Origin of the sequence: Sporosarcina sp. PTS2304, assembly GCF_003351785.1 — a bacterium.
In the GTDB taxonomy this organism is placed as follows: domain Bacteria; phylum Bacillota; class Bacilli; order Bacillales_A; family Planococcaceae; genus Sporosarcina.
Genome location: NZ_CP031230.1, coordinates 2,800,063 through 2,822,018 on the forward strand (window position 1 = coordinate 2,800,063; position 21,956 = coordinate 2,822,018).

Sequence of the window (21,956 nt, forward strand, 5' to 3'; positions counted from 1 at the left end):
ATACATTTTTAGATTGGAGTTGTTACAATATGAATAGTCAAAATTTTGAGTTAGCCAAACAATTACGGCATGATTTACATAAGCATCCTGAACTATCAAACGAAGAGGTTTGGACAAAACAGTACCTAATAGACTTCTTGAAAGCGCATACATCCACTATTGAAATAATTGATAAAGATACTTGGTTTTATGCAATTTATCATGCAGGTGATGATCGGCCAAATATAGCATTCAGAGCAGACTATGATGCATTACCAATGGATGAAGTGATTGATATTCCATGGGCTTCCCAATTTCCTGGAAAAGCACATAAATGCGGACATGATGGTCATTCTTCTACTTTGGCAGCATTAGCATTAGAAGTGGATCAAAATGGAGCAGATAAAAACGTGTATTTCTTATTCCAACCTGCAGAAGAAACAGGTGATGGAGCTATTCAATGTGTAGGATTCATCAAGGAACATAGAATTGATGAAATTTATGCTTATCACAATATGAGTGGACTTCCGCTACATTCCGTCAACGTAAAAGACGGTACAGCATTATGTGCTTCTAAAGGTATGAGTATTATTTTTGAAGGCTCTCCAACACACGCAAGTCAACCCGAGTTTGGAATTAACCCTTCTCTTGCGATCGCGAATATGGTTATAGAGAATGAGAGACTTATTTCGTCTGACGATAACGAAGGATTAGTGCTTTCTACTGTCATTCAAATTGATGTAGGGGAAAAAGCTTTCGGGCTTTCTGCATCTACAGGAACTCTTCGTTTAACGATACGTGCTTTATATGAAAAAGAACTTGATCAGCTTCAAAGCAATTTGGAGAAATTCGCGCAACAACAAGCAGAAACGTTTGGTCTACGCGTAAGCTTCGAATACAATGATGAGTTTCCTGAAACAGCAAATGATAAGGAATGCTCAGACAAAGTTCGTGCGGCAGCCACTTCTCTTGGAATGGATGTACGTGAATTAGAAGAAGCGTATAGAGGGTCAGAGGATTTTGGACACTTTACAAAGTTGACGAAAGGATCTTATTTCTTTATTGGTAATGGGGAAGACTACGCAAACCTCCATACGAGCGAGTATGATTTTCCTGACGAATTAATACAGTCGGGTGTTAAGATGTTCAAAAAACTTATTACCTCATAATACTCTAGAAGTATGCGAGGAATCGGAGGAAAACAGATGGCTAGAAAAGAGAAGTCTAAAGGAATAAACTTCCCTCACGTGTATATTATGTTCCTGATCGTTATGCTGATTGTTGTAGCACTTTCTTGGATTGTGCCTAGTGGGGAATATGAGCGCACGGTAGATCCTGACACAGGAATTGAAGTACTGAATACAGATAAATTTACCTACGTTGATAATGTGGATCCCATTTCATTTATGGATTTTTTCACTGCACTGCATAATGGGGTTGTACAATCTGCAGATATTATTGTAATGTTACTTTTTGCTAGCGGAGCGTTATATATTCTTGAAACATCTGGGGCTATTGCAGCCGGTATTCATAAATTGTTGCGAGTAGCGGCTGGTAAAGAAAAACTCATTATCATTGCTTTGCTTGTACTGTTCTCTATCATGGGAACGATCGGATTTGGTGAAGGTGGTATCCCTTTTATTCCGTTAGCTATGGCTGTCGTCATGGGTATGGGATATGACAGAATTACAGCGTTTGCTACCGCTACAGTCGGTCTTGCCATCGGGTTTACAGCAGGAGTGGTGAATTTCTACACAACAGGAGTCAGTCAAACGGTAGTAGGTTTACCTATCTATTCTGGCTTGAGCTTCCGTATCGTATCTCTAGTTATTTTTGTTGCCATTTCGATCGTCTATATTCTCCGTTACGCTAATAAAACAAAACTTGATCCTACAAAAAGTATTGTATTTGAAGAATACAGAGAGCAATTAGCAGACAATAAAGAAGCTGAGTACGAAGAAGAGACCTTAACACTGTCTAGAAAAATTGCTTTACTAGGACTTGTAGGTGTTCTCATAGGAAGTGCTTTTGGAGCCATTAAACTAGGCTGGGGCATGCCAGAACTATCTGCCGTTTATGCAATTTATGCGGTCTTCCTCGTCATCATTTTACGTTTGAAGCCGAGTGAAGCAGCAGCTAATTTCGGGACTGGTGCTGCGCGATTATTACCTACTGGTTTAGCTATCGGTTTCGCCCGATCCGTCATGATCTTAATGACACAAGCTAAAATTATTGATACCGCCGTCCATTCACTGTCTGAGTTATTACTAAATACGGGAATGGTCATTACCTTACTCGTTCTATTCTTAGTCGTTATATTCTTTAACTTCTTCGTTGTATCAGGTAGTGGTAAAGCATTGATTCTTATGCCTATTATGGGGCCATTAGGAAAAATACTAGGGATCAATCAACAAGTTATGGTTGTCGTTTATCAATTTGGTGATGGGTTTACGAACTATTTATGGCCTACATCAGGCGGACTCATGGCCGCTCTCGGTATGGCAAATGTAAACTATGCGGATTGGGTTAAATTTTCGTTAAAGTTATTCTTATTGCTACATTTCGCTGGTTTCATTTTAATTTTGATCGCAAATTATATAGGTTTAGGCCCTGCATAAGTAGCAGTCCCCTATTCTGCCGATAAGTAAAACAAAAGGAGAGGTCATCATGGTCAATCTTTTCGAAGAAGTACATGCATACGAGGAACAAATTATAAAGGATCGTCGTTATTTACATCAACATCCTGAACTGGGATTTGAACTTCCTAACACTCAAAAATATATTCAACAACGATTAGACGAAATTGGAATCGAACACAAATCATGTGGAACCGTACCACCTGAAGTCTCGGAAAAATTTGCCGGGGCAGGTTTCCCTAAACAGACACAATGCACAGGAATTGTTGCAACGATAGGCACAGGATCCCCTTGCATTTTACTGCGCGCAGATATGGATGCACTGCCTATTCACGAAGAAGTAGACGTGGATTTCAAGTCTACGAAAAAAGGGTTGATGCATGCATGCGGTCACGATTCACACGTGGCTATGCTACTCGGTGCAGCGGAGCTATTGAAAAAGCATGAGGCGTCACTTGAAGGGACAGTAAAGTTATTCTTTCAGCCAGGCGAAGAATGGGGATATGGATCGAAGCTCATGATTGACGATGGAGCGCTTGAAAATCCAACAGTCGATGCAGCATTCGGAATTCACATTATGCCTGACCAGGAAGCAGGAACTCTATCGGTTCGGAAAGGGACCCTTACCCAAGCGATGGACACGTATATGGTAGACATTACAGGATACGGTGGTCATAGCTCGCAGCCTCATAAAACAATTGACGCGAATATGATTATGAATCAATTGTATACTAGCTTAAATTTATTAATGACGCGCGAATCACCGCCTGATCAATCAGTGACATTCTCCATCGGTTCAATGAGTGGTGGAACAGTAACGAACGTCATACCTGAAAAAGCGACATTAAGCGGTAATATGCGAAGTTATGATCAAAAGTCTAGAGATCATTTATGTGAAAGAATTCCTGAAATGATCGACCACGTTGTAAAAGCTTGGAGAGGAAACTATGAAATTACGGAATTCCATACTCCTACCACTTACAACGATCCTGACTTCATCGACTCTATTACACCCTTTATGGAAGAAGTGATAGGTAGCGAGAATATGGTAGACACTGGACCACTAAGCGGTTCGGAAGATTTCTCTTATATTTCTCAACTAGTTCCTTCCGCATTTGTCGTGCTGGGTACCGGAAAAGAAGGAGCCGCTCCCGTTCACAATCCGCGTATGTTCCAGCAAGAAGATATATTCAAGTACGGTGCCGCTCTGCACGCAAATGTAGCGATGGAATGGCTCGCCGCACAACGTAAAGCTGACTGACATCCACTACATGAAACAGGCAGAGAAAAACTATTCGTTTTTCTCTGCCTGTTTTCTATATAGGTGTAATGGAAAGCGACTATTAACTCTCTGCATTACAGTTCACTCATCTTACAATCAATCATTCACTACAGGCGCCGGATAGTCAAAACCTTTCGTATCCACTTCCACCTTTTTCATCTTCTGATCTTCTAAAGGCTTGTCCATTGGATCACGTTCAGCTACAACAATCGCATCAACTGTTTCCATACCTTCAATCACTTTACCAAAAGCAGCATAATCACCGTCAAGCTGTGCTGTATCTGCGGTCATGATGAAAAACTGAGAACCAGCAGAGTTCGGCTCCCCTGTCCGGGCCATCGAAACGACTCCACGTTCATGCAGAAGATTATTTTCAAATCCGTTCGAAGTAAATTCACCATCAATTGAATACCCCGGCCCACCAGAACCATTGCCCGCCGAATCCCCTCCTTGGATCATGAAATCAGGAATGACGCGGTGGAAAATCAGACCGTCATAATAGCCCTCTTCTACTAATGAAACAAAGTTCGCCACGGTATTAGGCGCTACTGCAGGCTCCAACTCCATAACAATTTGTTCATCATTTTCCATCGTAATCGTCACGATTGGATTTTCTTTTACTTCCTTTGAATAATTACTATTGTCTACTGGTTGTTCTGTCGTTTCTTCTGGTTCTTCTGTTTTTGTTCCACAGCTTGCTAAAATTAGTGTGAGTGCCACTAAAAATAAAAGCAGGGAGAGTGTTTTGTGCTTCAACATCTTATTCAGCTCCTTTATAAGATTAGTGTAGTAGTTATGATTTCTTTTTGCTAGCTTCATTTTCAACTACTTTACTAAATTGGTCACCCCAATTACAAATAGACGTAACGACAGGCTCTAATAGAAGACCAATCTCACTCAGTTGATACTCTACTTTAGGTGGAACAACAGGATATACATAGCGAGTGATGATCTGATCCTCTTCTAATTCTCTAAGTTGTCTAATCAGCATACGTTGGTTAGCATCGGGTAATTTTTTCTCTATCTCGCTTAATCGTAATGGTGACTTCTGTAATAGACACCAAATGATCGCTATTTTCCAGCGACCTCCAATAACGGATAACGCTAAATCCTTACTCGTAAAATATGTCTTGTCTTTATATTCAATCGACATAATTTTCACCTCTTTCTACAACTATCTATGTCCATAGTGACAAAAGAGTCAGTATTGCATGATGAATTATAATATGTGATGATGGAATTGTAAATACAAAACTTAAACAGAAAGAAGGGCTTCATTTGAAAAGTAGAGCTGCTGTAGCGTTTAAACCTGGAGAACCATTAAAGATCGTAGAAATCGACGTTGAAGAACCAAAAGCTGGCGAAGTACTCGTACAGATTCTTTACACTTCAGTCTGTCATACCGATGCTTACACTTTGTCAGGCGATGATGCAGAGGGTGTATTCCCTGCTGTACTAGGTCATGAAGGTGCTGGCGTAGTTGTGCGAGTAGGCGATGGAGTTACTTCTGTGAAACCTGGAGATCACGTGATTCCACTGTATACACCTGAATGTGGTAAATGTAAATTCTGTCTTTCTGGAAAAACAAATTTATGCGGTGCCATTCGCGAAACACAAGGAAAAGGGTTAATGCCTGATGGAACGACACGTTTCTCTTATAACGGCGAACCTATTTATCACTATATGGGCACGAGTACCTTCAGTGAATATACTGTAGTCTCCGAAATCTCTTTAGTTAAAGTAGAAGATGACGCACCACTCGATAAAGTATGTCTATTCGGCTGCGGCGTCACGACTGGAATTGGCGCTGTACACAATACAGCGAAAGTAGAAGAAGGCGCTGTGACGGCTGTCTTTGGCTTAGGAGCGATTGGCCTAGCGGTTATTCAAGGACTAGCGCAGGCAAAGGCTAGCCGAATTATTGCGATTGATTTAAATGAAGATAAATTTGAATTAGCGAAGAAAATGGGCGCTACCGACTTTATCGACCCTTCTAAATTCGACAAACCTATTCAAGAAGTCATCGTCGACATGACGGATGGTGGTGTAGATTACAGCTTTGAGTGTATCGGAAATGTTGATGTGATGCGTTCAGCACTTGAATGTTGTCATAAAGGCTGGGGTGAAAGTATCATTATCGGTGTAGCCGGTGCTGGTAAAGAAATTAGCACACGTCCTTTCCAATTAGTCACGGGTCGCGTATGGCGCGGATCTGCATTTGGTGGAGTAAAAGGCAGAAGCGAGTTACCTGGCATGATTGATGACTATCAGGACGGTAAAATTGATTTGGATTCATTTATTACACATCAACTAAATTTCACGGATATTAATGAAGCGTTTGACTTATTGCATAAAGGTGAATCAATTCGTTCAATATTAACGTATGGAGAGTGAAATCATGAGTCTAAAACAAGTAGAGCAACGACGTTCTTTCGGCGGACAGCAAAACAAGTACACTCATTATTCAGAAGTTCTCAAATGTGATATGACATTCAGTATTTTCTTGCCATCAAATAAAGAACAGAAGGAAATTCCATTACTTTGGTTTCTTTCAGGATTAACGTGCACAGACGATAACTTTAGCCAGAAAAGTGGCTTTCAAAGCTTGGCAGAGAAGCATCAAGTAGCCGTTATTATCCCGGATACATCGCCTCGTGGGGAAGATGTTGCGGATGACGATGCGTTTGATCTTGGACAAGGTGCAGGTTTTTATGTGAACGCTACTGAGCAACCTTGGGCTACCCATTATCAGATGTATTCATATATTACGGAAGAGTTACACGCGATTGCGACGGATCTCGTGCCGAACTTTTCAGGAAAAGAAAGTATTATGGGGCATTCCATGGGCGGTTATGGGGCATTGATGATCGGTATGAAAAATGCAGACCGTTTCCAATCGATTTCAGCATTCTCTCCTATTTCCAGTCCCGTTGATGTTCCATGGGGCATTAAGGCTTTTACAACGTATCTTGGGGAAGATCAGTCAACTTGGAAGGAATGGGATACTGCAGAGTTAGTGAAACAATCCGGCATCCCGCCAATTCTTATTACGCAAGGCACAGCGGATAACTTCTATCCAGAACAGTTGAATGAGAAGCCTTTCCTTGAGAATGCGAAGCAATATGATCAGCCAGTTGAGTATAACAAAGTAGAAGGTTACGACCATAGCTACTTTTTCATCTCTTCTTTCTTGGCAGAACACTTTGATTTTCATATGGAAAAGTTAGTATAAGATATAGAGTGAGATGTATACTTCAGGCGGGGACATCAGACCGTTGAACTATCTGGTGTCCCTTTCACCTTTAATCTTTACTCTTTATAAGTGGTAGACGAAATAGCGAAGCCGAACGATCATCGAAAAGCTTTCTTACGTCTACAATTTCTCTTTATCCTACATGTCCACATTAATTATAATGTGGATATTTTTGTTTTTACGGGTATATGAACTAAGATAGAAGAATAGACTCAAAAATACAGTACATAGGAGGGACAGTTACAATGGATCTTAAGAAAATGTTAGCCGATGAACGTATTAAGCCATATGTTTTGAAGGCTCGCTACGGCATAGAAAAGGAAGGTCAGCGTGTAGATCTAGAAGGACACTTAGCAACAACAGATCATCCTGCAAATATCGGCATGAGAGACGAACATCCCTATATTCAACGCGACTTCTCTGAAACACAAATGGAACTGATTACACCTGTCCTCAATACGTTAGATGAATTATTTGATTACCTATCTGGCATTCATGATGTCGCCTATCGATCGATGGGCGAGAAAGAAATGCTTTGGCCATTGAGCATGCCTCCTGCTCTTCCTGAAAAAGAAGAAGACATTGTGATCGCAAAGCTAAACAATTTTGAAAATGTTCTCTATCGTCGTTCACTCGCCAATTCATACGGGCGTCGCAAACAGATGATTTGTGGGATTCATTTCAATTTTGAGTTCAGTGATGAACTGCTTCGTATGTTGTTTAGTTTGCAATCGGATATTGAAGACTATCAGCAGTTTAAGACAGATATTTATTTGAAACTAACGAGAAATTACTTATACTATCGTTGGCTCGTGACATATTTCTACGGTGCCTCCCCTACAAGTGAAGCAAACTTCTATGGCTGCGATGACAAACCTAACGAACCTGTCAGAAGTATCCGCAGCAGTAGATTCGGATACGTCAATCATGACGATGTAAACGTATCGTTCAGTACAATTGAAAAATATATTACAGATTTGTCTTCCGTAGTGAATAGAGGATTGCTGGTAGAAGAAAAGGAATTTTACACAGCGATGCGTTTACGGGGTAGTGATCGTGTAGCAGATTTCAGGCATACCGGTGTGCGATACGTGGAGCTAAGAAATATTGATCTAAATCCATTTGAAACGAATGGTATTAGTCATGAACAAGCGGAATTCCTGCATATCTTCCTTCTCTACCTTCTACAAAAAGAAGAAAATCCAGAGTGTGATGAATACGGTAAAGTTGGTGATGCACGAAATGATGTCGTCGCACTTGAACACCCATTGACACACACCCAGTTTGAAGACGAAGCGCATGAACTTGTGGACGGAATGGAGCAGTTGTCAAAGGATTTGGACTTTCCTGTTTCTGATTCACTCTTTGCAAACCTACGGGCGATGCTTGCAGACCCTTCGAAAACACTAGCAGGAAGACTGTATGTAGAGAGCGAAAAAACTAGTCAAAGCCAAGTAGCGACAGAAATAGCTAAGAAAACTCACGCAAAATTGTGGAAGAAACCATATGAATTAACAGGCTTTACAGATATGGAATTATCTACGCAAATTATGATGTTCGATGCTATCCAAAAAGGTATCAAAGTAGAAGTGCTAGACCGCCACGATCAATTCTTGAAACTGAAACTGCGTGATCACGTGGAATATGTCAAAAATGGGAATATGACGAGTAAAGATACATATGTCTCTACTTTGATCATGGAGAATAAAACAGTCACGAAAAAGATTCTTGAAGAAAAAGGCTACCACGTTCCAGCTGGTGACGAATTCAGTACGAAAGAAGAAGCATTGCGCGCCTATAAAATGTTTGCTAACACTCCATTTGTAGTGAAGCCGAAAACAACGAATTATGGGCTCGGTATTTCGATCTTCAAAGATGGTGCGAGCTATGACGATTATAAATCTGCTGTAGACATTGCATTCAGTGAAGATGACTCTATTTTAGTAGAAGACTTCCTCGTAGGAACGGAGTATCGATTCTTTGTTCTACATGACAAAGTATTAGCCGTCATGCTACGTGTCCCGGCAAATGTCACAGGCGATGGCAAACAAACAATTACGGAACTAGTCAACGCAAAGAATGAAGACCCTCTGCGGGGTACTGATCACCGGACACCGTTGGAATTGATCCAACTTGGTGAACTAGAGATCCTCATGTTAAAAGGTCAAGGATACCAACTGGATTCTATACCGCGAGAAGGTGAAATCGTTTATCTGCGTGAAAATTCCAATGTTAGTACAGGCGGAGATTCAATCGATGTCACAGACCAGATTTCTGAAGACTATAAAAAAATAGCAGTCGACGCAGTAGCTGCGCTCGGCGCTAAGATTAGCGGAATCGATTTAATCATTGAAGACGCCGATGTTCTCGCTACTGAGCCGAACGCGTATGGAATTATTGAAGCAAATTTTAATCCGTCGATGTATATGCACATTTATCCGTACAAAGGAAAGTCTAGACGGTTAACAACGGATATACTGCACTATCTATTCCCTGAACTCGACTCATGATAACGGATGACCTTTTCTTTTGTGGTGTAGCAAAGTAGTATACTCGTTAGGATTCTCCCTACAGAACCGGACGCTTTCCTGAGGGCACGCGGCGGAGTCGCCGGTTCTTCCGGGAGAATCCTTAAATTTGTGTCGGGAAGTTAGTTCGTGTTCGTCCAGAAATAGGGTATGGTAAGTGACTTCTCCTTTACAGTGCCTCATTCCACCTTTAAAAACGATCACACCCTAGTCAAACTCGCTTTTAAATACTATAGTTTATTAACGGACGTGTAAGAGAGGAAGATTATATGATTGCACTAAATTATGGGAAATACCAAGCTCCTGCCTTATTGCTTCAGATCATCGAGCTACAAGAAGCTTTAACAAACGAAGAATTACTACCGTATGGGGATTTACTTGGCTACTTCTTTTCACTAGAAGGGTTGGATTCCCGCTACTTGAACACACCTTTAGATGTTATTTCATTTGCAAGAACTGGCGTAGATGGTATTCACTTTGGATTTTTAACGGACTTTGGACAAGTAGCAAGCTTAGAAACTGCTTATATCGTACGTGTCTCACCAATGGATTATAGTCAACCGGTTACACTAGCTGCGAAAAATCTACGAGACTTTTTGAAGATTATTTTCTTCTATCCAGAAGCTATGGATATGTTGGATAGTATGCAAGTGAGCGAGGTATCATTGGCTACGCACGCAATTGACTCAAACGAAAGACGAGTGATCGAGCGTATAGAAAAGCTCATACCTTCCAATCCACCACTCTCTTTCATTGCCTACTACAAAGATATGATGAACACACGTAGAAATGAAGTAGTTCTTTCTACAGAAGATACGATTGGAATCGTTTCGCCTCAAGCCGTTCATACTAGCAGTGATACAAGCCCTTTTACATTACCTGCTATTGAACATATGGACATAGTTGCAGTTCAACAGTTCTTTCGTACAGCCTCTTATGAAGAAAAACTAGCCTTCATTCGCGATGGTCAATCGAAAGGATTATTTTTTGAGAATGAATCATTACAATCTTATGTAAAAAAGCAGTTGGTTTTACTAGGTTTGGATGATGAAGCGAAGCGTATTTCTTATCCGAAGACGTTGTAATGGAGGACTCTCTCCAGAATATATTTGGAGGTTCTGGAAAGAGTCAGATTACTTGTAGGACGATTCAGCATAATATGTTCACATACAGTTTGATTTAATCCCTATTTATCTCTCCCAAACTAAAGTCATTTGTTGGATACGTTTTTCCCACTCTAGCTCTTCTGTAGTAATTACATCTTCAAAATCAAACGATCCGTAGTATACAGCATCCACGCTTTCGCTCTCTGGCAATACAAATTGTATAGGGCTGCTACTTTTATGCTCTCCTAAAAGGTTGCTAGTAGGTGAATTTGCGATTGTTTCAACATAATAGATAAGGCTAACATTTTTCATTTCACCGTCTATTTCAACTTTTATCGGGTGTGACGCGTATGTTCCTGCATGACTTTTCCCAAAATAATTTGAAACGAGCGTCCCATCTGCTTTTTCCTCAATTTTAACTAAGTCTGTTGCATAAGGTATTGGCTTTGCATAATAAACGATAAATGAAAATACGGCAAATCCTAATAAAATAGTTGCTAAAACAGAACTGAATATAAGAAGCCGTTTTTTCTTGTTCCATTGTTTATTCAACTGAATGAACAACGTTGCTTTATTTTCAATCGGTACGTACAAGGTTTCCTTCATTTGCTCATATTCTTTTTTACACTCCTCACAAGTTTTTAAATGCTTATTCACTAATGTTTTTGTATCGTCACTTATTGCGTCGTCTATATAAAGTGGCAATAAATCCTGAATAACTGAACATTTAATTTCCTTCATCTTGCTTCGCCTCCATATACATCATGATTTTCTTTTTCGCGCGATAATATGTCACTCTAGCCCAGCTATCACTTTTGCCAAATAGGTGCCCAATTGTCTGAAAAGAAAGCTCACCAAATGTTCTAAGGGAGAAAACTTCTTTATAAGGTTCTTCCATTGCGTGTAAGAATTGATGAATAATGAGAGCTCTTTCTTCATTCATTAAAAAATTGATGAGTTGAACGTCCTTTTGTGCTGAGAGTTCTTCAATAGTTGTCTCACGTTGTTGTTTTTTGTATTGGGTAAAATACGTATTTTTTGCAATTGTGAACAACCATGCTCGTATATCTTTTTTTCCATCAAATTGATGGAACGATTTCAACGCCTTAAAAAATGTCTCTTGTGCGATTTCTTCCGCTACATCCTTGTCACATGCTAAAGATTTTGTATATAAGTAGACGTCCTGAAAATACGCTTTATAAATTTCCTCAAAGTTCACTTTCTCCCCTCCCTCACTTTACTAACTAACGAAATATGAAAACGTTACAACATTTTATAAAAAATGAGACTGAGGAACATCTAAACTAAAATCCAATTCCAGGCATTTTTGTAGAGTCTTTCCGGCTACATCCAACAAGTGAGCTTTTACGAGCTTGAATATAGCATTAGGAGCGCCTGCTGATCCATTTCCAATCTGATACACTATAATAAGCTAAAAAGCAGTTACAAAAAGCGTAAAGGATGACGTGTCCTTTACGCTTTTTGCATGTTATGTCCTAGCTTTTTAAAAAAAGAAGAGTATGCACACCGGTTAGCTGCTTTTATCCTGCAGCCTTCATAATACTGAATGGAAGAAATCACAGTTTCTAGACCGCTACTTTTTGTTCATTGAAGATAGATATGAACCCTGTTTCGACCTGCCCCTTTAGCCGAATACAGTGCATCGTCTGCCCGAATTAGTAACTCTGTCAATGTTTCTTCTTTTGAAGTAGAAGCAACACCACAGCTGATCGTAACTGCTATTTCTTCCTCTTTTGTCTTACATGCACTCTCTTCTACGGACTTGCGCATCTGGTTTGCCAGCTTCTCGCCTTCTGATGCTATCCCTTGAAATGCCACGACAAACTCTTCCCCTCCGTAGCGAGCAAATAAAATGTCTTGATCTTCCATCTGCTTTTTACAAACACTGACTACATTCTTCAGTACAAGATCGCCTATATGATGACCGTACGTGTCATTTACTTGCTTGAAATAATCGATATCGATCAAAATAATTGTATACGGCATAGACTGTTGCTGGGCAGTAATCAGCTCTGTAGGGGCTTTCTCAAAAAACGCACGCCGATTGTAAATGCCTGTTAGTTCATCGTAATAAGCTTGCCTTTCTAATTTATACAGTAATTGCTTTTGCTCAGTAACATCTGTAAATATCAAAATATAGCCTACTGTTTGCTTAGAATGAATGACAGGCGAGACTCGTAACTGATAAATATCTTCTGACTGGTTAAAAGTTATTTGTTGCTCATTATGATGAGAAAACCATTCAGACGATAAAAGTGTCGGCTGATCAAATAGAGTATTCCATAGCTCTTTAAAGTTTTTGCCAAACGACGTTTTATTCAGTTGCGGCAACATATGCTTGCTTGCCTGATTAAATTCTATTAAACGATAGCTGGCATCCAAGACGATAACACAGTCGTTAATATGATGGAAAATCACATCCTTTGCAATCGGCATAACCGAAAACATGCGTGAAGATGTAATAGCCCATACATAAAAAGCAGATGAAATCCACAGCACCATCGGTACCGGGTCAATTCCTCGAGGTGCAAAACCGACTAAATAGCAAAAGGCTGCAATTATCGGCAATAATTGACCGACTACCAATGCTACTAATTGTGGTCGGTAAACATCTGTAATTTCTTTTAGTTTTGACAAAGCCAATAAAAGTGCCGCAAACATACAACAAAACGTAAAAATTCCCTGAATGACATACCAGTTGCCGATTTCATGATAAATATAAGGTGCTCCAAGCACAGGGTCTATTTCAAAAACTCGGTAGTAGAGATGGTGAGAGTTATTCGTAAGTAACAGAAAAAAGCTGGTGATCGGAATGACAAGCAACAATAGTACATTTCTCGTCCTGATCGTCTTATGAACATACTTCATAATAAATAGCAGCCCAAGCAATGGAGAAGATAGCAACCCGATATACTGAATAACCGTCCATAATTTTACTGACTCAAGCGAAGTCGCCAACAAACCGAACGCCGCTGCAAAACAATAGATTGCAATGGAGCCCGTATAAACACTAAAAATAGTTGCGATTGCCTTATATTGATGGCGATTTCGATAGACATACAAACTTAAAAACACATTGAATATTCCCGACATGCAGATAAGCGTAATATAGGTTGTTAACGAGTCCACAGTCAGATCCCTCACAGAACATAAAGTCTATAATGCACGAGCACTATATTTATATCTAAGTATATAGATAGTGTCGTCGTTCGTCATCTAGCTAGGACTATTTATTAGATTTGAATTGCTGTGAATTGGGTGGATGAGTAAATGTCATACACTGCGCGTTAACATGTGGTCTATTATTTGATATTTTGAATGTTCTATAACTATTTTATTTATGATAAGGTTCTCCCTTAATAATCCGAAACCCACGATAAATCTGCTCCACCAATACCAACTTCATCAACTGATGCGGAAACGTCATCTTGGAAAATGATAACTTCTCATCTGACCGCTGCAATACACTACTATGTAAACCAAGTGACCCACCAATAACAAAGACAATTTTACTCTTACCGTACGTCATCAATGACTCCATGCTCTTCGCAAATTCTTCCGAAGTTTTCATTTTACCGTCGATTGCTAGCGCGATGACATAAGCATCTGGTGCAATTTTCGCCAAGATTCGATCCGCTTCTTTCTTTTTGACAATTTCCATGTCGGCTTCGCTTAACGTTTCTGGAGCCTTTTCGTCCGCCACTTCGACTAATTGCATTTTTGCGTAACTATTTAGACGCTTTGCATACTCTTCTATTCCTTGTTTTAAATACTTCTCTTTTAATTTACCCACGGTCACAATTGTTATATTCACAGTTTATCCACTCACTCTCTAAAGGTTATACACAGCACTTATGCACATATCCACAAGACACTCTACATATTGTGCCTGACTAGGCGCTCACTACTACATATAAAATACTCTGTATAGTTTACCACAATTTTGTGGATAACTTTTTACTCGTTACGTATTTTATTTTACACTTCTTATTTTCGAATCAAAATAAAAACAATGAAACCTGTTGGCCTGTAAGGTATTGAGGCTTGTCAGTATAAAAAAATAGTCTGAAATTTACAGTCGTATTTTTACACAATATTATGCACATTTTTTTGAATTTATCCACAAATGGATAACTTCAAAAAAAATCAGGCATCATAGCGCGGTTTCGCCATGATACCTGATGTGTACTAAAAGTTATTCACTCTGTGGATAGTTTAGAATGTGTTGCCATCTTTCAATACCATTTCTAAGTCTAGTACTTTACCATCACGGTATACTTTTGCTTTCAATGAATCCCCGATTTCCTTTTTATTGTACAAATACTTACGAAGTGTGACCATATCCGTCACCTTTTCTTCATCTAGCTGTACAATCGTATCGTACTTTTTCATACCTGCGGCTTGTGCCGGTGAATTCGTCATAATGTCCGTGACAACTACACCTTCTGTTACTTCTTCAGGCAAATTTAATGTTTGTTGCTGTTGTTGAATTGGAATTTGTTGAAGATCGAGCAACGATACACCCATTGTCGGACGATTCACCTGACCTGTTTCTTCTAAATGTTCGATAATCGGCAATGCAATATTGATCGGTATGGCAAGCCCGATACCTTCTACAGTCTCCTCTGAAATCTTCATAGAGTTGATGCCTATCAATTGACCCGCCATATTGATCAACGCCCCTCCTGAGTTACCTGGATTGATCGCTGCATCTGTCTGCAAGACGTCTGCTTGCCAGTCGACAATACCGTCTTTATTGAAGTCGATCGGAATCGAACGGTCTTTACCTGAAACTACGCCTACCGTTACAGAACCCGCAAATCCAAGACCAAGCGGATTCCCTATCGCAATGACGGGTTCGCCCCGTTTTAGCGTATCGGAATCACCGAACTCTGCTATCGATTCTACATGCTCCGAATCAATTTCCACTACCGCCAAATCGGTCCACATATCACTGCCGATCAATTTTCCTTCGACTTTCGTTCCATCGTCGAAACTCACTTCCAACTGTTCCGCATTTTCTACAACATGATGGTTTGTGACAATATACGCTTTACCGTCTGACTTTTTGTAGATGACACCAGATCCTGATCCCGCTTCCTGAGTAGACGTTGTAGAGGACCAGAAGTTTTGTACGGTTTGGATATTTGTAATGCCTACAACTGCTGTTGCAACATCTGCTACAACGTCTGTTACGTCATTTGAAATATCCATCGGTACTTGAACGTGCTGTGCGTTTGTGCTTGGTGCTTGACCGGTCTGTTCTACTATTTTATCGTCCGGTGCTTCCGTGAAGTTCATCATCACTCCAAATACGATTAAACCGCCAAGCAATGCACCGAGTAACGCTGGTAAAAAACCACCTCTACGTTTTGGTTCTCTAGCTGGTGTAGGTCTCCACTCCGGTTCTCTTCTTTCTTCATCCATTAGCGATTCCTCCTTAGTTCAATTATTCCTATCTTTACTGTACCCATATGCTCCAATGAAAATGCAAAAAGCCCCACTAATTATGTAAGGCTTTTTGCGTTTATTAGACTAGCACAAGTTCTGTGGAGACTGTTGCATCTGTATCATGCAAGTGAACGAATTCTCCAGCACGAATTCCACAGTCTTCAAGTGTTTGCGCTACGCTCATACGCGCCAAGTCTTTCATATTATTATCTAAACTTAAATGGGCTAAATAAATTTGCGTGTCTTTTTGAGCTACGACTTCGCTCATCGCAACAGCTGCATCTTCATTGGATACGTGACCGACATCACTTAATATTCGACGTTTGATAGACCATGGATAACGTCCCATTTGCAGCATACTGACGTCGTGATTACTTTCAAAGACGAAACTGTCCGCTCCGTTTATATGACCTTTCATACGGTCGCTCACATAGCCTGTGTCCGTAATGATAGCCAATTTACGATCGCCTTCATTGAACGTATAAAACATCGGATCTGCCGCGTCATGGGATACAGCAAATGATTGGATATCCAGTGAGCCAAAAGTTTTAACAGTTTCCATATCAAAATGGAAACGTTGATCAAGGGCGATTTCACCGACTAATCCATCCATTGCCTGCCAAGTTTTCTCGTTGGCATAAATAGGTGTTTTGTACTTTCTAGCAAGGACCCCGATCCCTTTAATATGATCACTGTGTTCATGTGTGACGAAAATGCCGTCAATTTGTTGCATCGAACGACCAATAGAAGCGAGTAAACCTTCCATTTTTTTGCCGCTTAGCCCCGCGTCTACGAGAAATGCATGTTCTTCTGTCTCTATATATAACGAGTTGCCTGTACTACCGCTCGCCAAAATGCTAAAGCGCATGTGGAAAACTCCTATTCTGTTTGTTCTTCTAAAGTATTTGGTTGGAACTCAAGTACTTTTCCTTCAATCGCATTGATAAAGTAGTTTTCAATTGCTCCGTCTTCTAATTTTACCTGAACATTCCACGTCGGTGCAAATACTTGAGTTTCCGTTAACTGAACTAACGTTGAATAGCCATATTTCACATGCATGACCGTGGAACCTTGTTTCAAGTAACCTCTTGTCACAAGTGATCCTACCGCTTCATCTTGAGACAGTAAATCTTTTTTATGATTGAAGCTGACAAAGTCATCCAGCATACTTTGCTCATAATACGTTACGTTATATTGATCATCCCAATGAATGACTAACGTCGCATTTGGACTGTGGAAAATCGTTTCACTTTTCACACGTTGGAAAAATACTGCACACTGATTTTCTTCGTCCAACTCCCATAAAACATAGTCGCTACCTTTTAAAACATATTTCAGTAAATAGTCGTCAAATTCGAATTCGTCTTTTTCGTTCTTCACTGATACTTCTTTTTTCATATCCGCAATCAGCCGCGAATTTTCACTCGTTCTGAACGTTTGGCTGCTTAACTCTTTCAAATCTTCATCTGAAAACGTAGCAATATGTGCAGATAAATACGAAACTTCCTTTTTCATGAACGGAATTGGATTGTACGTGATCTCTTCCATTGTTAACGTTTCTTCTAAAGAGACTTTTGGGACGACTTGCATATTATCCACACCAGTTTGACGATCTAAGTACAACAAATACAAGAAAATATTTAGAACAGAAAAGACAATGATGAAAATCGTCTTGGTTTTATTCCAATCCAAGCTGTTCACCCCCTCCGGGATACTGTGCCGGCATGAAACGGAACCAATTATCTTTAATGAGGTAATACCAGCAAGGCTGCGCAATGAGCAATCTTCTATTTTCATCATGAACTAAATAATAGCCTACTGAAATCTCATCGATTGAATCAAAGTCCAGCTCATCAGATTCCTTTAAAGCATCCGCCACTTCTATGCCTGAGGGTAGCTCTTCATCTATCTTTTCTACATTGACGTCGAGTGTATAATAGGGCCGGATGTATTTAAATGTACGAGAAGTTCCCCACTTGTGGGTAATCTCATTCGTTCCCGCTTGGTCACTGTACACTGGTAAACCGTCTACATACAGCTGGAATTCCACATAACGTGATATAGGGTTCATATAAGCAAAACGAAATTCATCCGTCCACCCGCCATGTTCATTGATAAAGTCGATCGTATTCAGCAAAAGTTCAGAAGGGATCGCTATTTCTTTACTCTCTGCAGCAGGCATGACATAGCTTAGCATTTTAGTTTTTGTATTAATTGCCATTATCGCATGGTCATCCCCGTACTCTGCCCGGTCAGCATCTACTTGACTCCGTTTTACAGCGTTCGGATCGCTGAATAATGCATCCCGAAATCGGTGTGGATTGATTTCTTCCTGATAATACGTATTTCGAGTAATGGTGACAGCATCTTTTGGTACAACTAATAATGGAGCATTCCCACGATCAATTTCAACATACTCATCTACTGATTGGCCGACATCTACTACATTACGTAGAAAGCTAGATTTATTAGTCAGTAGAATTTGAGCTTGGTAATGCAAACCATTTTCTTCACTTATAAAATGCAGTAACGGCAATTGAGTAGATTGGCTCCAGTCAATGACTAAACGATTGAATGTTGATTCGGTTATGTTTGTGTCGCTCATTAGTAATACATTGTCGTATACAAGCATCGGTACTTCCCCTGGAAAATATAATGTCATCTGACTAGGTTGTTGTAGAAGCTGTGAAATTTTAAATTTATCCATTTTTTGTTCAACCAGACGGAAGTCACTAATTTCCCAATTTCCCATTTCGGAAAGTATGATATCGATTTTACTTGCGTCTATGGAACCAAGTACTTGATCTTTTAAATTGATTACCATTTTATACGGCTTAATAATCTCGTCTATAGTCTTTTTTTCTGCAATGGAAATATCGATTGTTTGCGATTGTTCCATTGGTTCATAATTCGGCGAAAAGTTCCACACACTAAATGTAAACAATACACTTAACAGTACTAGCAATAACAATACGATGGATTTGATTGGTTCTATATACTTCAATCCCACTCACCATCCTCTTGTTGTTCAAATGGCAAAGTGAAGAAGATCGTTGTTCCTTTCCCTTCTTCACTTTGCGCCCAAATCTCTCCTTTATGTGCAACAATCATCTCTTTTGCGATGGCAAGACCAAGACCTGTTCCTCCTAATGCACGGGAACGCGCACGATCCGCACGGTAGAAGCGTTCAAAAATTCGATTCACATTGGACTTTGGTATTCCCATTCCATCATCTGAGATCATTACTTTAATATAGTCACCTGATACTGTAACGCCAAAACGGACTTCTCCGCCATCAGGAGAATACTTTAAAGCATTTGAAATAATATTATCCAGCACTTGCGTCAGTTTATCCGTATCAATTTCTACAAACAAACTGCTGGAATACAGATTGCGTATAAATCGGACATTTTTAGATTTGGAGAACTCAAAACGCTCAATAACCGCATTGAAAAAGCGATTGAACTCCACCCATTCTTTATTTAGTTCGTATTCTTTACTATCCATGCGAGATAATTTCAGCAAATCATTCACGAGTCGAATCATACGCTCGGTTTCATTTTGTGTTACACGTAAGAAGTTTGGCGCAATTTCTTCGTTTCTCCATGCCCCGTCCGTTAAGGCATCTAAATAGCTACGCATCGTAGTTAATGGTGTACGTAATTCATGGGAAACGTTTGAAACGAACTCACGTCGCTCCATATCAATCTTTTCTTGTTCTGTATTATCGTGTAATACTACAATTAAACCATTGACAAAGCCCGTCTCACGCTGTGTAACAGAAAAAGTAGCACGTAAAATATATGACTGTTCTTCAGTACTGAAATCCAAAGGAATAGACTCTTTCACTTGGATCAGTTCTTCAAATGTATAGTCTAAATCAATACCAAGAATCTTAGTAATAGGACGGTTGATTACTAAATCATTCGTCACGTCAAGCATTTGCAATGCAGAGTCATTGATCAAACTGACACGGCCTTTACGGTCAGTCGCTATGACACCATCCGTCATATTCTCCAGAACAGAAGCCAACTTTCGCCTTTCACTTTCAGTAGTAGACTGGGATTCCTGTAGCTGATTAGTCAAATGATTGAATGCGATAGCCAATTGTCCCATTTCATCGGTGCCGTATACCTTTACTTTTCGCGTAAAGTTTCCGTTAGCCATTGCCTGAGCTTGCCGGCGCATGTCGGATATGGGGCGGGTAAAGGTTCGTGCGATAAAGATCCCGACAATCACCGTAATAGTTAATGACACTGCGACCCCTACGGCAAGTATTCGGTTAATTTCTTCAATTTGTTTAAATACTGACTCTATATCTGCTTCCACATATAAAGAACCAATCACATCATTACCGTCCACTATAGGTTGCGCTAAAGACAATACCCTATAATGCGTCTGTGGATCAAGGGTAATGACGTCTTTAATGGTCTCAGAGGTAATAGACTTCCTGACACTATCATTCGTGGAATGCTGTCCTACTCTTGTTTGGTTTTCATATGATGAAGTAGCGAGAATGCGGTATTTCGAATTAATGACGCGAATTTCCATAATGTCATCAGAAGTAAACTCTACCAATACATTTTTTAAACTTTGTTCAAGAGTCAAATCACTGTCTTTACGCTTTTTTGTCATTTCTTCTCGCACACTGAACTCTACTAAATTCATACGATCTATAATTGAGCTTGTAAAGTTGTCTTTCAGCGTTTTTTCAAGTCCGTTGGCAAAATAAAGACCGATAATCTGCATCGCCACAATAATGAGTAAGACGTAGATCAAGACAAATTTGACATGGATTGATCGAAAAAAGCCTACCTTGTGCATAGGCTTATTCCTGTTCCGGGTCGCGCAAATAGTAACCTACACCACGTCTTGTGACGATCCAGCTAGGATGGCTTGGTGCATCTTCAATCTTTTCACGCAAACGGCGAATTGTCACGTCCACTGTCCGCACATCACCGAAATAGTCATATCCCCACACCGTTTGCAGTAAATGCTCCCGCGTCATCACTTGGCCAATATGTTTCGCTAAGTAATAGAGCAACTCAAACTCACGGTGTGTCAATTCGATCGTTTCTCCACGTTTTTGTACAAAGTATGCGTCTGGTTGAATTACTAATTGGCCTACTGTAATGTCATTCGTCGCTTCCTCTTGATCTTCGGCTATCGTTCTTGCATGACGTCGCAAGTTAGCTTTCACACGTGCGATTAATTCACGTGTTCCAAAAGGTTTTGTGACATAGTCGTCCGCCCCTAATTCCAGTCCTAATACTTTATCAATTTCAGAGTCTTTAGCCGTTAGCATAATAATGGGAAAATCATATTTTTTACGTACTTCACGGCATACTTCCATGCCGTCTCGTTTAGGTAACATAATATCGAGCAGCATAAGATCGGGCTGAATCTCTTCTACGCGATTAATCGCATCTTCCCCGTCATATGCACAGAAAACATTGAAGCCCTCCTTTTTTAAGTTAAACTCTATAATATCCGCTATGGGTTTTTCGTCATCTACTATAAAAATCGTTTTGTTTTGCATAGTGTATTCCTTTCCCGCCACGCAGGCGCTCGGTTTTTCTAGCTTTTTTCTATTTGAAAGCAATCTTTCCATATCCTTTAACTCTATCACGAATAAGGTCAAATCGCACTTTTTTCAAGCGTGTGTCATTTGCTATTCCTGAGCTTCTAGGAGTCGACGGT

19 protein-coding genes are annotated in these 21,956 nt (G+C 40.0%); 7 read left to right on the forward strand and 12 right to left on the reverse strand.

Annotated features, from left to right (window positions below; all coding sequences use genetic code 11):
• The first annotated feature begins 29 nt into the window (after window positions 1-29).
• The 3 genes from DV702_RS13460 to DV702_RS13470 are packed head-to-tail and all read left to right on the forward strand — an operon-like array spanning window position 30 to window position 3,876.
• Complete coding sequence (locus DV702_RS13460; RefSeq protein WP_114925218.1) at window positions 30-1,148, forward strand: M20 metallopeptidase family protein; 1,119 nt, start codon at window positions 30-32, stop codon at window positions 1,146-1,148.
• Window positions 1,149-1,184: 36 nt separating this feature from the next.
• Window positions 1,185-2,597 carry a YfcC family protein gene (locus DV702_RS13465; protein ID WP_162805810.1) on the forward strand — a complete coding sequence of 471 codons (1,413 nt, stop codon included), beginning with the start codon at window positions 1,185-1,187 and terminating at the stop codon, window positions 2,595-2,597.
• A 49-nt stretch (window positions 2,598-2,646) separates the two neighbouring features.
• The gene (locus DV702_RS13470; RefSeq protein ID WP_114925220.1) at window positions 2,647-3,876 is read left to right on the forward strand and encodes a M20 metallopeptidase family protein; all 1,230 of its coding nucleotides are present in this window, start codon (window positions 2,647-2,649) and stop codon (window positions 3,874-3,876) included.
• Between the two features lie 117 nt (window positions 3,877-3,993).
• Here DV702_RS13470 and DV702_RS13475 read toward each other — a convergent pair whose 3' ends face one another.
• Together DV702_RS13475 and DV702_RS13480 are read right to left on the reverse strand one after the other, a co-directional pair.
• On the reverse strand, window positions 3,994-4,656 hold the full coding sequence (locus DV702_RS13475) for a peptidylprolyl isomerase (RefSeq protein WP_114925221.1): 663 nt from the start codon (window positions 4,654-4,656) through the stop codon (window positions 3,994-3,996).
• A 34-nt stretch (window positions 4,657-4,690) separates the two neighbouring features.
• Window positions 4,691-5,050 carry a winged helix-turn-helix transcriptional regulator gene (locus DV702_RS13480; RefSeq protein ID WP_114925222.1) on the reverse strand — a complete coding sequence of 120 codons (360 nt, stop codon included), beginning with the start codon at window positions 5,048-5,050 and terminating at the stop codon, window positions 4,691-4,693.
• 125 nt (window positions 5,051-5,175) lie between these two features.
• Here DV702_RS13480 and DV702_RS13485 point away from each other — a divergent pair, with 125 nt between their 5' ends.
• The 4 genes from DV702_RS13485 to DV702_RS13500 all read left to right on the forward strand — a co-directional run bounded on the left by DV702_RS13485 (window position 5,176) and on the right by DV702_RS13500 (window position 10,763).
• On the forward strand, window positions 5,176-6,291 hold the full coding sequence (locus tag DV702_RS13485) for an S-(hydroxymethyl)glutathione dehydrogenase/class III alcohol dehydrogenase (RefSeq protein ID WP_114925223.1): 1,116 nt from the start codon (window positions 5,176-5,178) through the stop codon (window positions 6,289-6,291).
• A 4-nt stretch (window positions 6,292-6,295) separates the two neighbouring features.
• Window positions 6,296-7,129, forward strand: coding sequence for an S-formylglutathione hydrolase (gene fghA / locus DV702_RS13490; RefSeq protein ID WP_114925224.1), 834 nt, complete (start codon window positions 6,296-6,298; stop codon window positions 7,127-7,129).
• Window positions 7,130-7,395: 266 nt separating this feature from the next.
• Window positions 7,396-9,660: a bifunctional glutamate--cysteine ligase GshA/glutathione synthetase GshB gene (gene gshAB, locus DV702_RS13495; protein ID WP_114925225.1), complete on the forward strand. Its 2,265-nt coding sequence runs from the start codon at window positions 7,396-7,398 to the stop codon at window positions 9,658-9,660.
• Between the two features lie 287 nt (window positions 9,661-9,947).
• A complete protein-coding gene (locus tag DV702_RS13500) occupies window positions 9,948-10,763 on the forward strand; it encodes a hypothetical protein (protein ID WP_114925226.1) in 816 nt (271 codons plus the stop codon).
• A 105-nt stretch (window positions 10,764-10,868) separates the two neighbouring features.
• Here DV702_RS13500 and DV702_RS13505 read toward each other — a convergent pair whose 3' ends face one another.
• From DV702_RS13505 to yycF, 10 genes are all read right to left on the reverse strand, one after another.
• Window positions 10,869-11,525, reverse strand: coding sequence for a zf-HC2 domain-containing protein (locus DV702_RS13505; protein ID WP_114925227.1), 657 nt, complete (start codon window positions 11,523-11,525; stop codon window positions 10,869-10,871).
• Window positions 11,512-12,003, reverse strand: coding sequence for an RNA polymerase sigma factor (locus DV702_RS13510; RefSeq protein WP_114925228.1), 492 nt, complete (start codon window positions 12,001-12,003; stop codon window positions 11,512-11,514). The genes DV702_RS13505 and DV702_RS13510 overlap by 14 nt, the downstream gene beginning before the upstream one ends.
• 386 nt (window positions 12,004-12,389) lie before the next feature.
• Complete coding sequence (locus DV702_RS13515; RefSeq protein ID WP_240315627.1) at window positions 12,390-13,880, reverse strand: histidine kinase N-terminal 7TM domain-containing diguanylate cyclase; 1,491 nt, start codon at window positions 13,878-13,880, stop codon at window positions 12,390-12,392.
• A gap of 259 nt (window positions 13,881-14,139) precedes the next feature.
• On the reverse strand, window positions 14,140-14,619 hold the full coding sequence (gene rlmH, locus DV702_RS13520) for a 23S rRNA (pseudouridine(1915)-N(3))-methyltransferase RlmH (protein ID WP_114925229.1): 480 nt from the start codon (window positions 14,617-14,619) through the stop codon (window positions 14,140-14,142).
• Window positions 14,620-15,020: 401 nt separating this feature from the next.
• The gene (locus DV702_RS13525) at window positions 15,021-16,232 is read right to left on the reverse strand and encodes a S1C family serine protease (RefSeq protein ID WP_114925230.1); all 1,212 of its coding nucleotides are present in this window, start codon (window positions 16,230-16,232) and stop codon (window positions 15,021-15,023) included.
• A gap of 103 nt (window positions 16,233-16,335) precedes the next feature.
• Window positions 16,336-17,124 (reverse strand): MBL fold metallo-hydrolase, encoded by a 789-nt coding sequence (locus DV702_RS13530; protein ID WP_114925231.1) that lies wholly within the window; start codon window positions 17,122-17,124, stop codon window positions 16,336-16,338.
• 11 nt (window positions 17,125-17,135) lie between these two features.
• Entirely contained in the window at window positions 17,136-17,948 is an 813-nt protein-coding gene (locus tag DV702_RS13535) for a two-component system regulatory protein YycI (protein WP_162805811.1), read from the reverse strand.
• A complete protein-coding gene (locus DV702_RS13540; protein WP_114925233.1) occupies window positions 17,935-19,266 on the reverse strand; it encodes a YycH family regulatory protein in 1,332 nt (443 codons plus the stop codon). The genes DV702_RS13535 and DV702_RS13540 overlap by 14 nt, the downstream gene beginning before the upstream one ends.
• Window positions 19,257-21,080, reverse strand: a complete 1,824-nt coding sequence (gene walK, locus DV702_RS13545; protein WP_114925234.1) for a cell wall metabolism sensor histidine kinase WalK — start codon at window positions 21,078-21,080, stop codon at window positions 19,257-19,259. Before walK ends, DV702_RS13540 begins: the two co-directional genes overlap by 10 nt.
• A 4-nt stretch (window positions 21,081-21,084) precedes the next feature.
• Window positions 21,085-21,795, reverse strand: coding sequence for a response regulator YycF (yycF, locus tag DV702_RS13550; protein WP_114925948.1), 711 nt, complete (start codon window positions 21,793-21,795; stop codon window positions 21,085-21,087).
• Window positions 21,796-21,956: the final 161 nt, after the last annotated feature.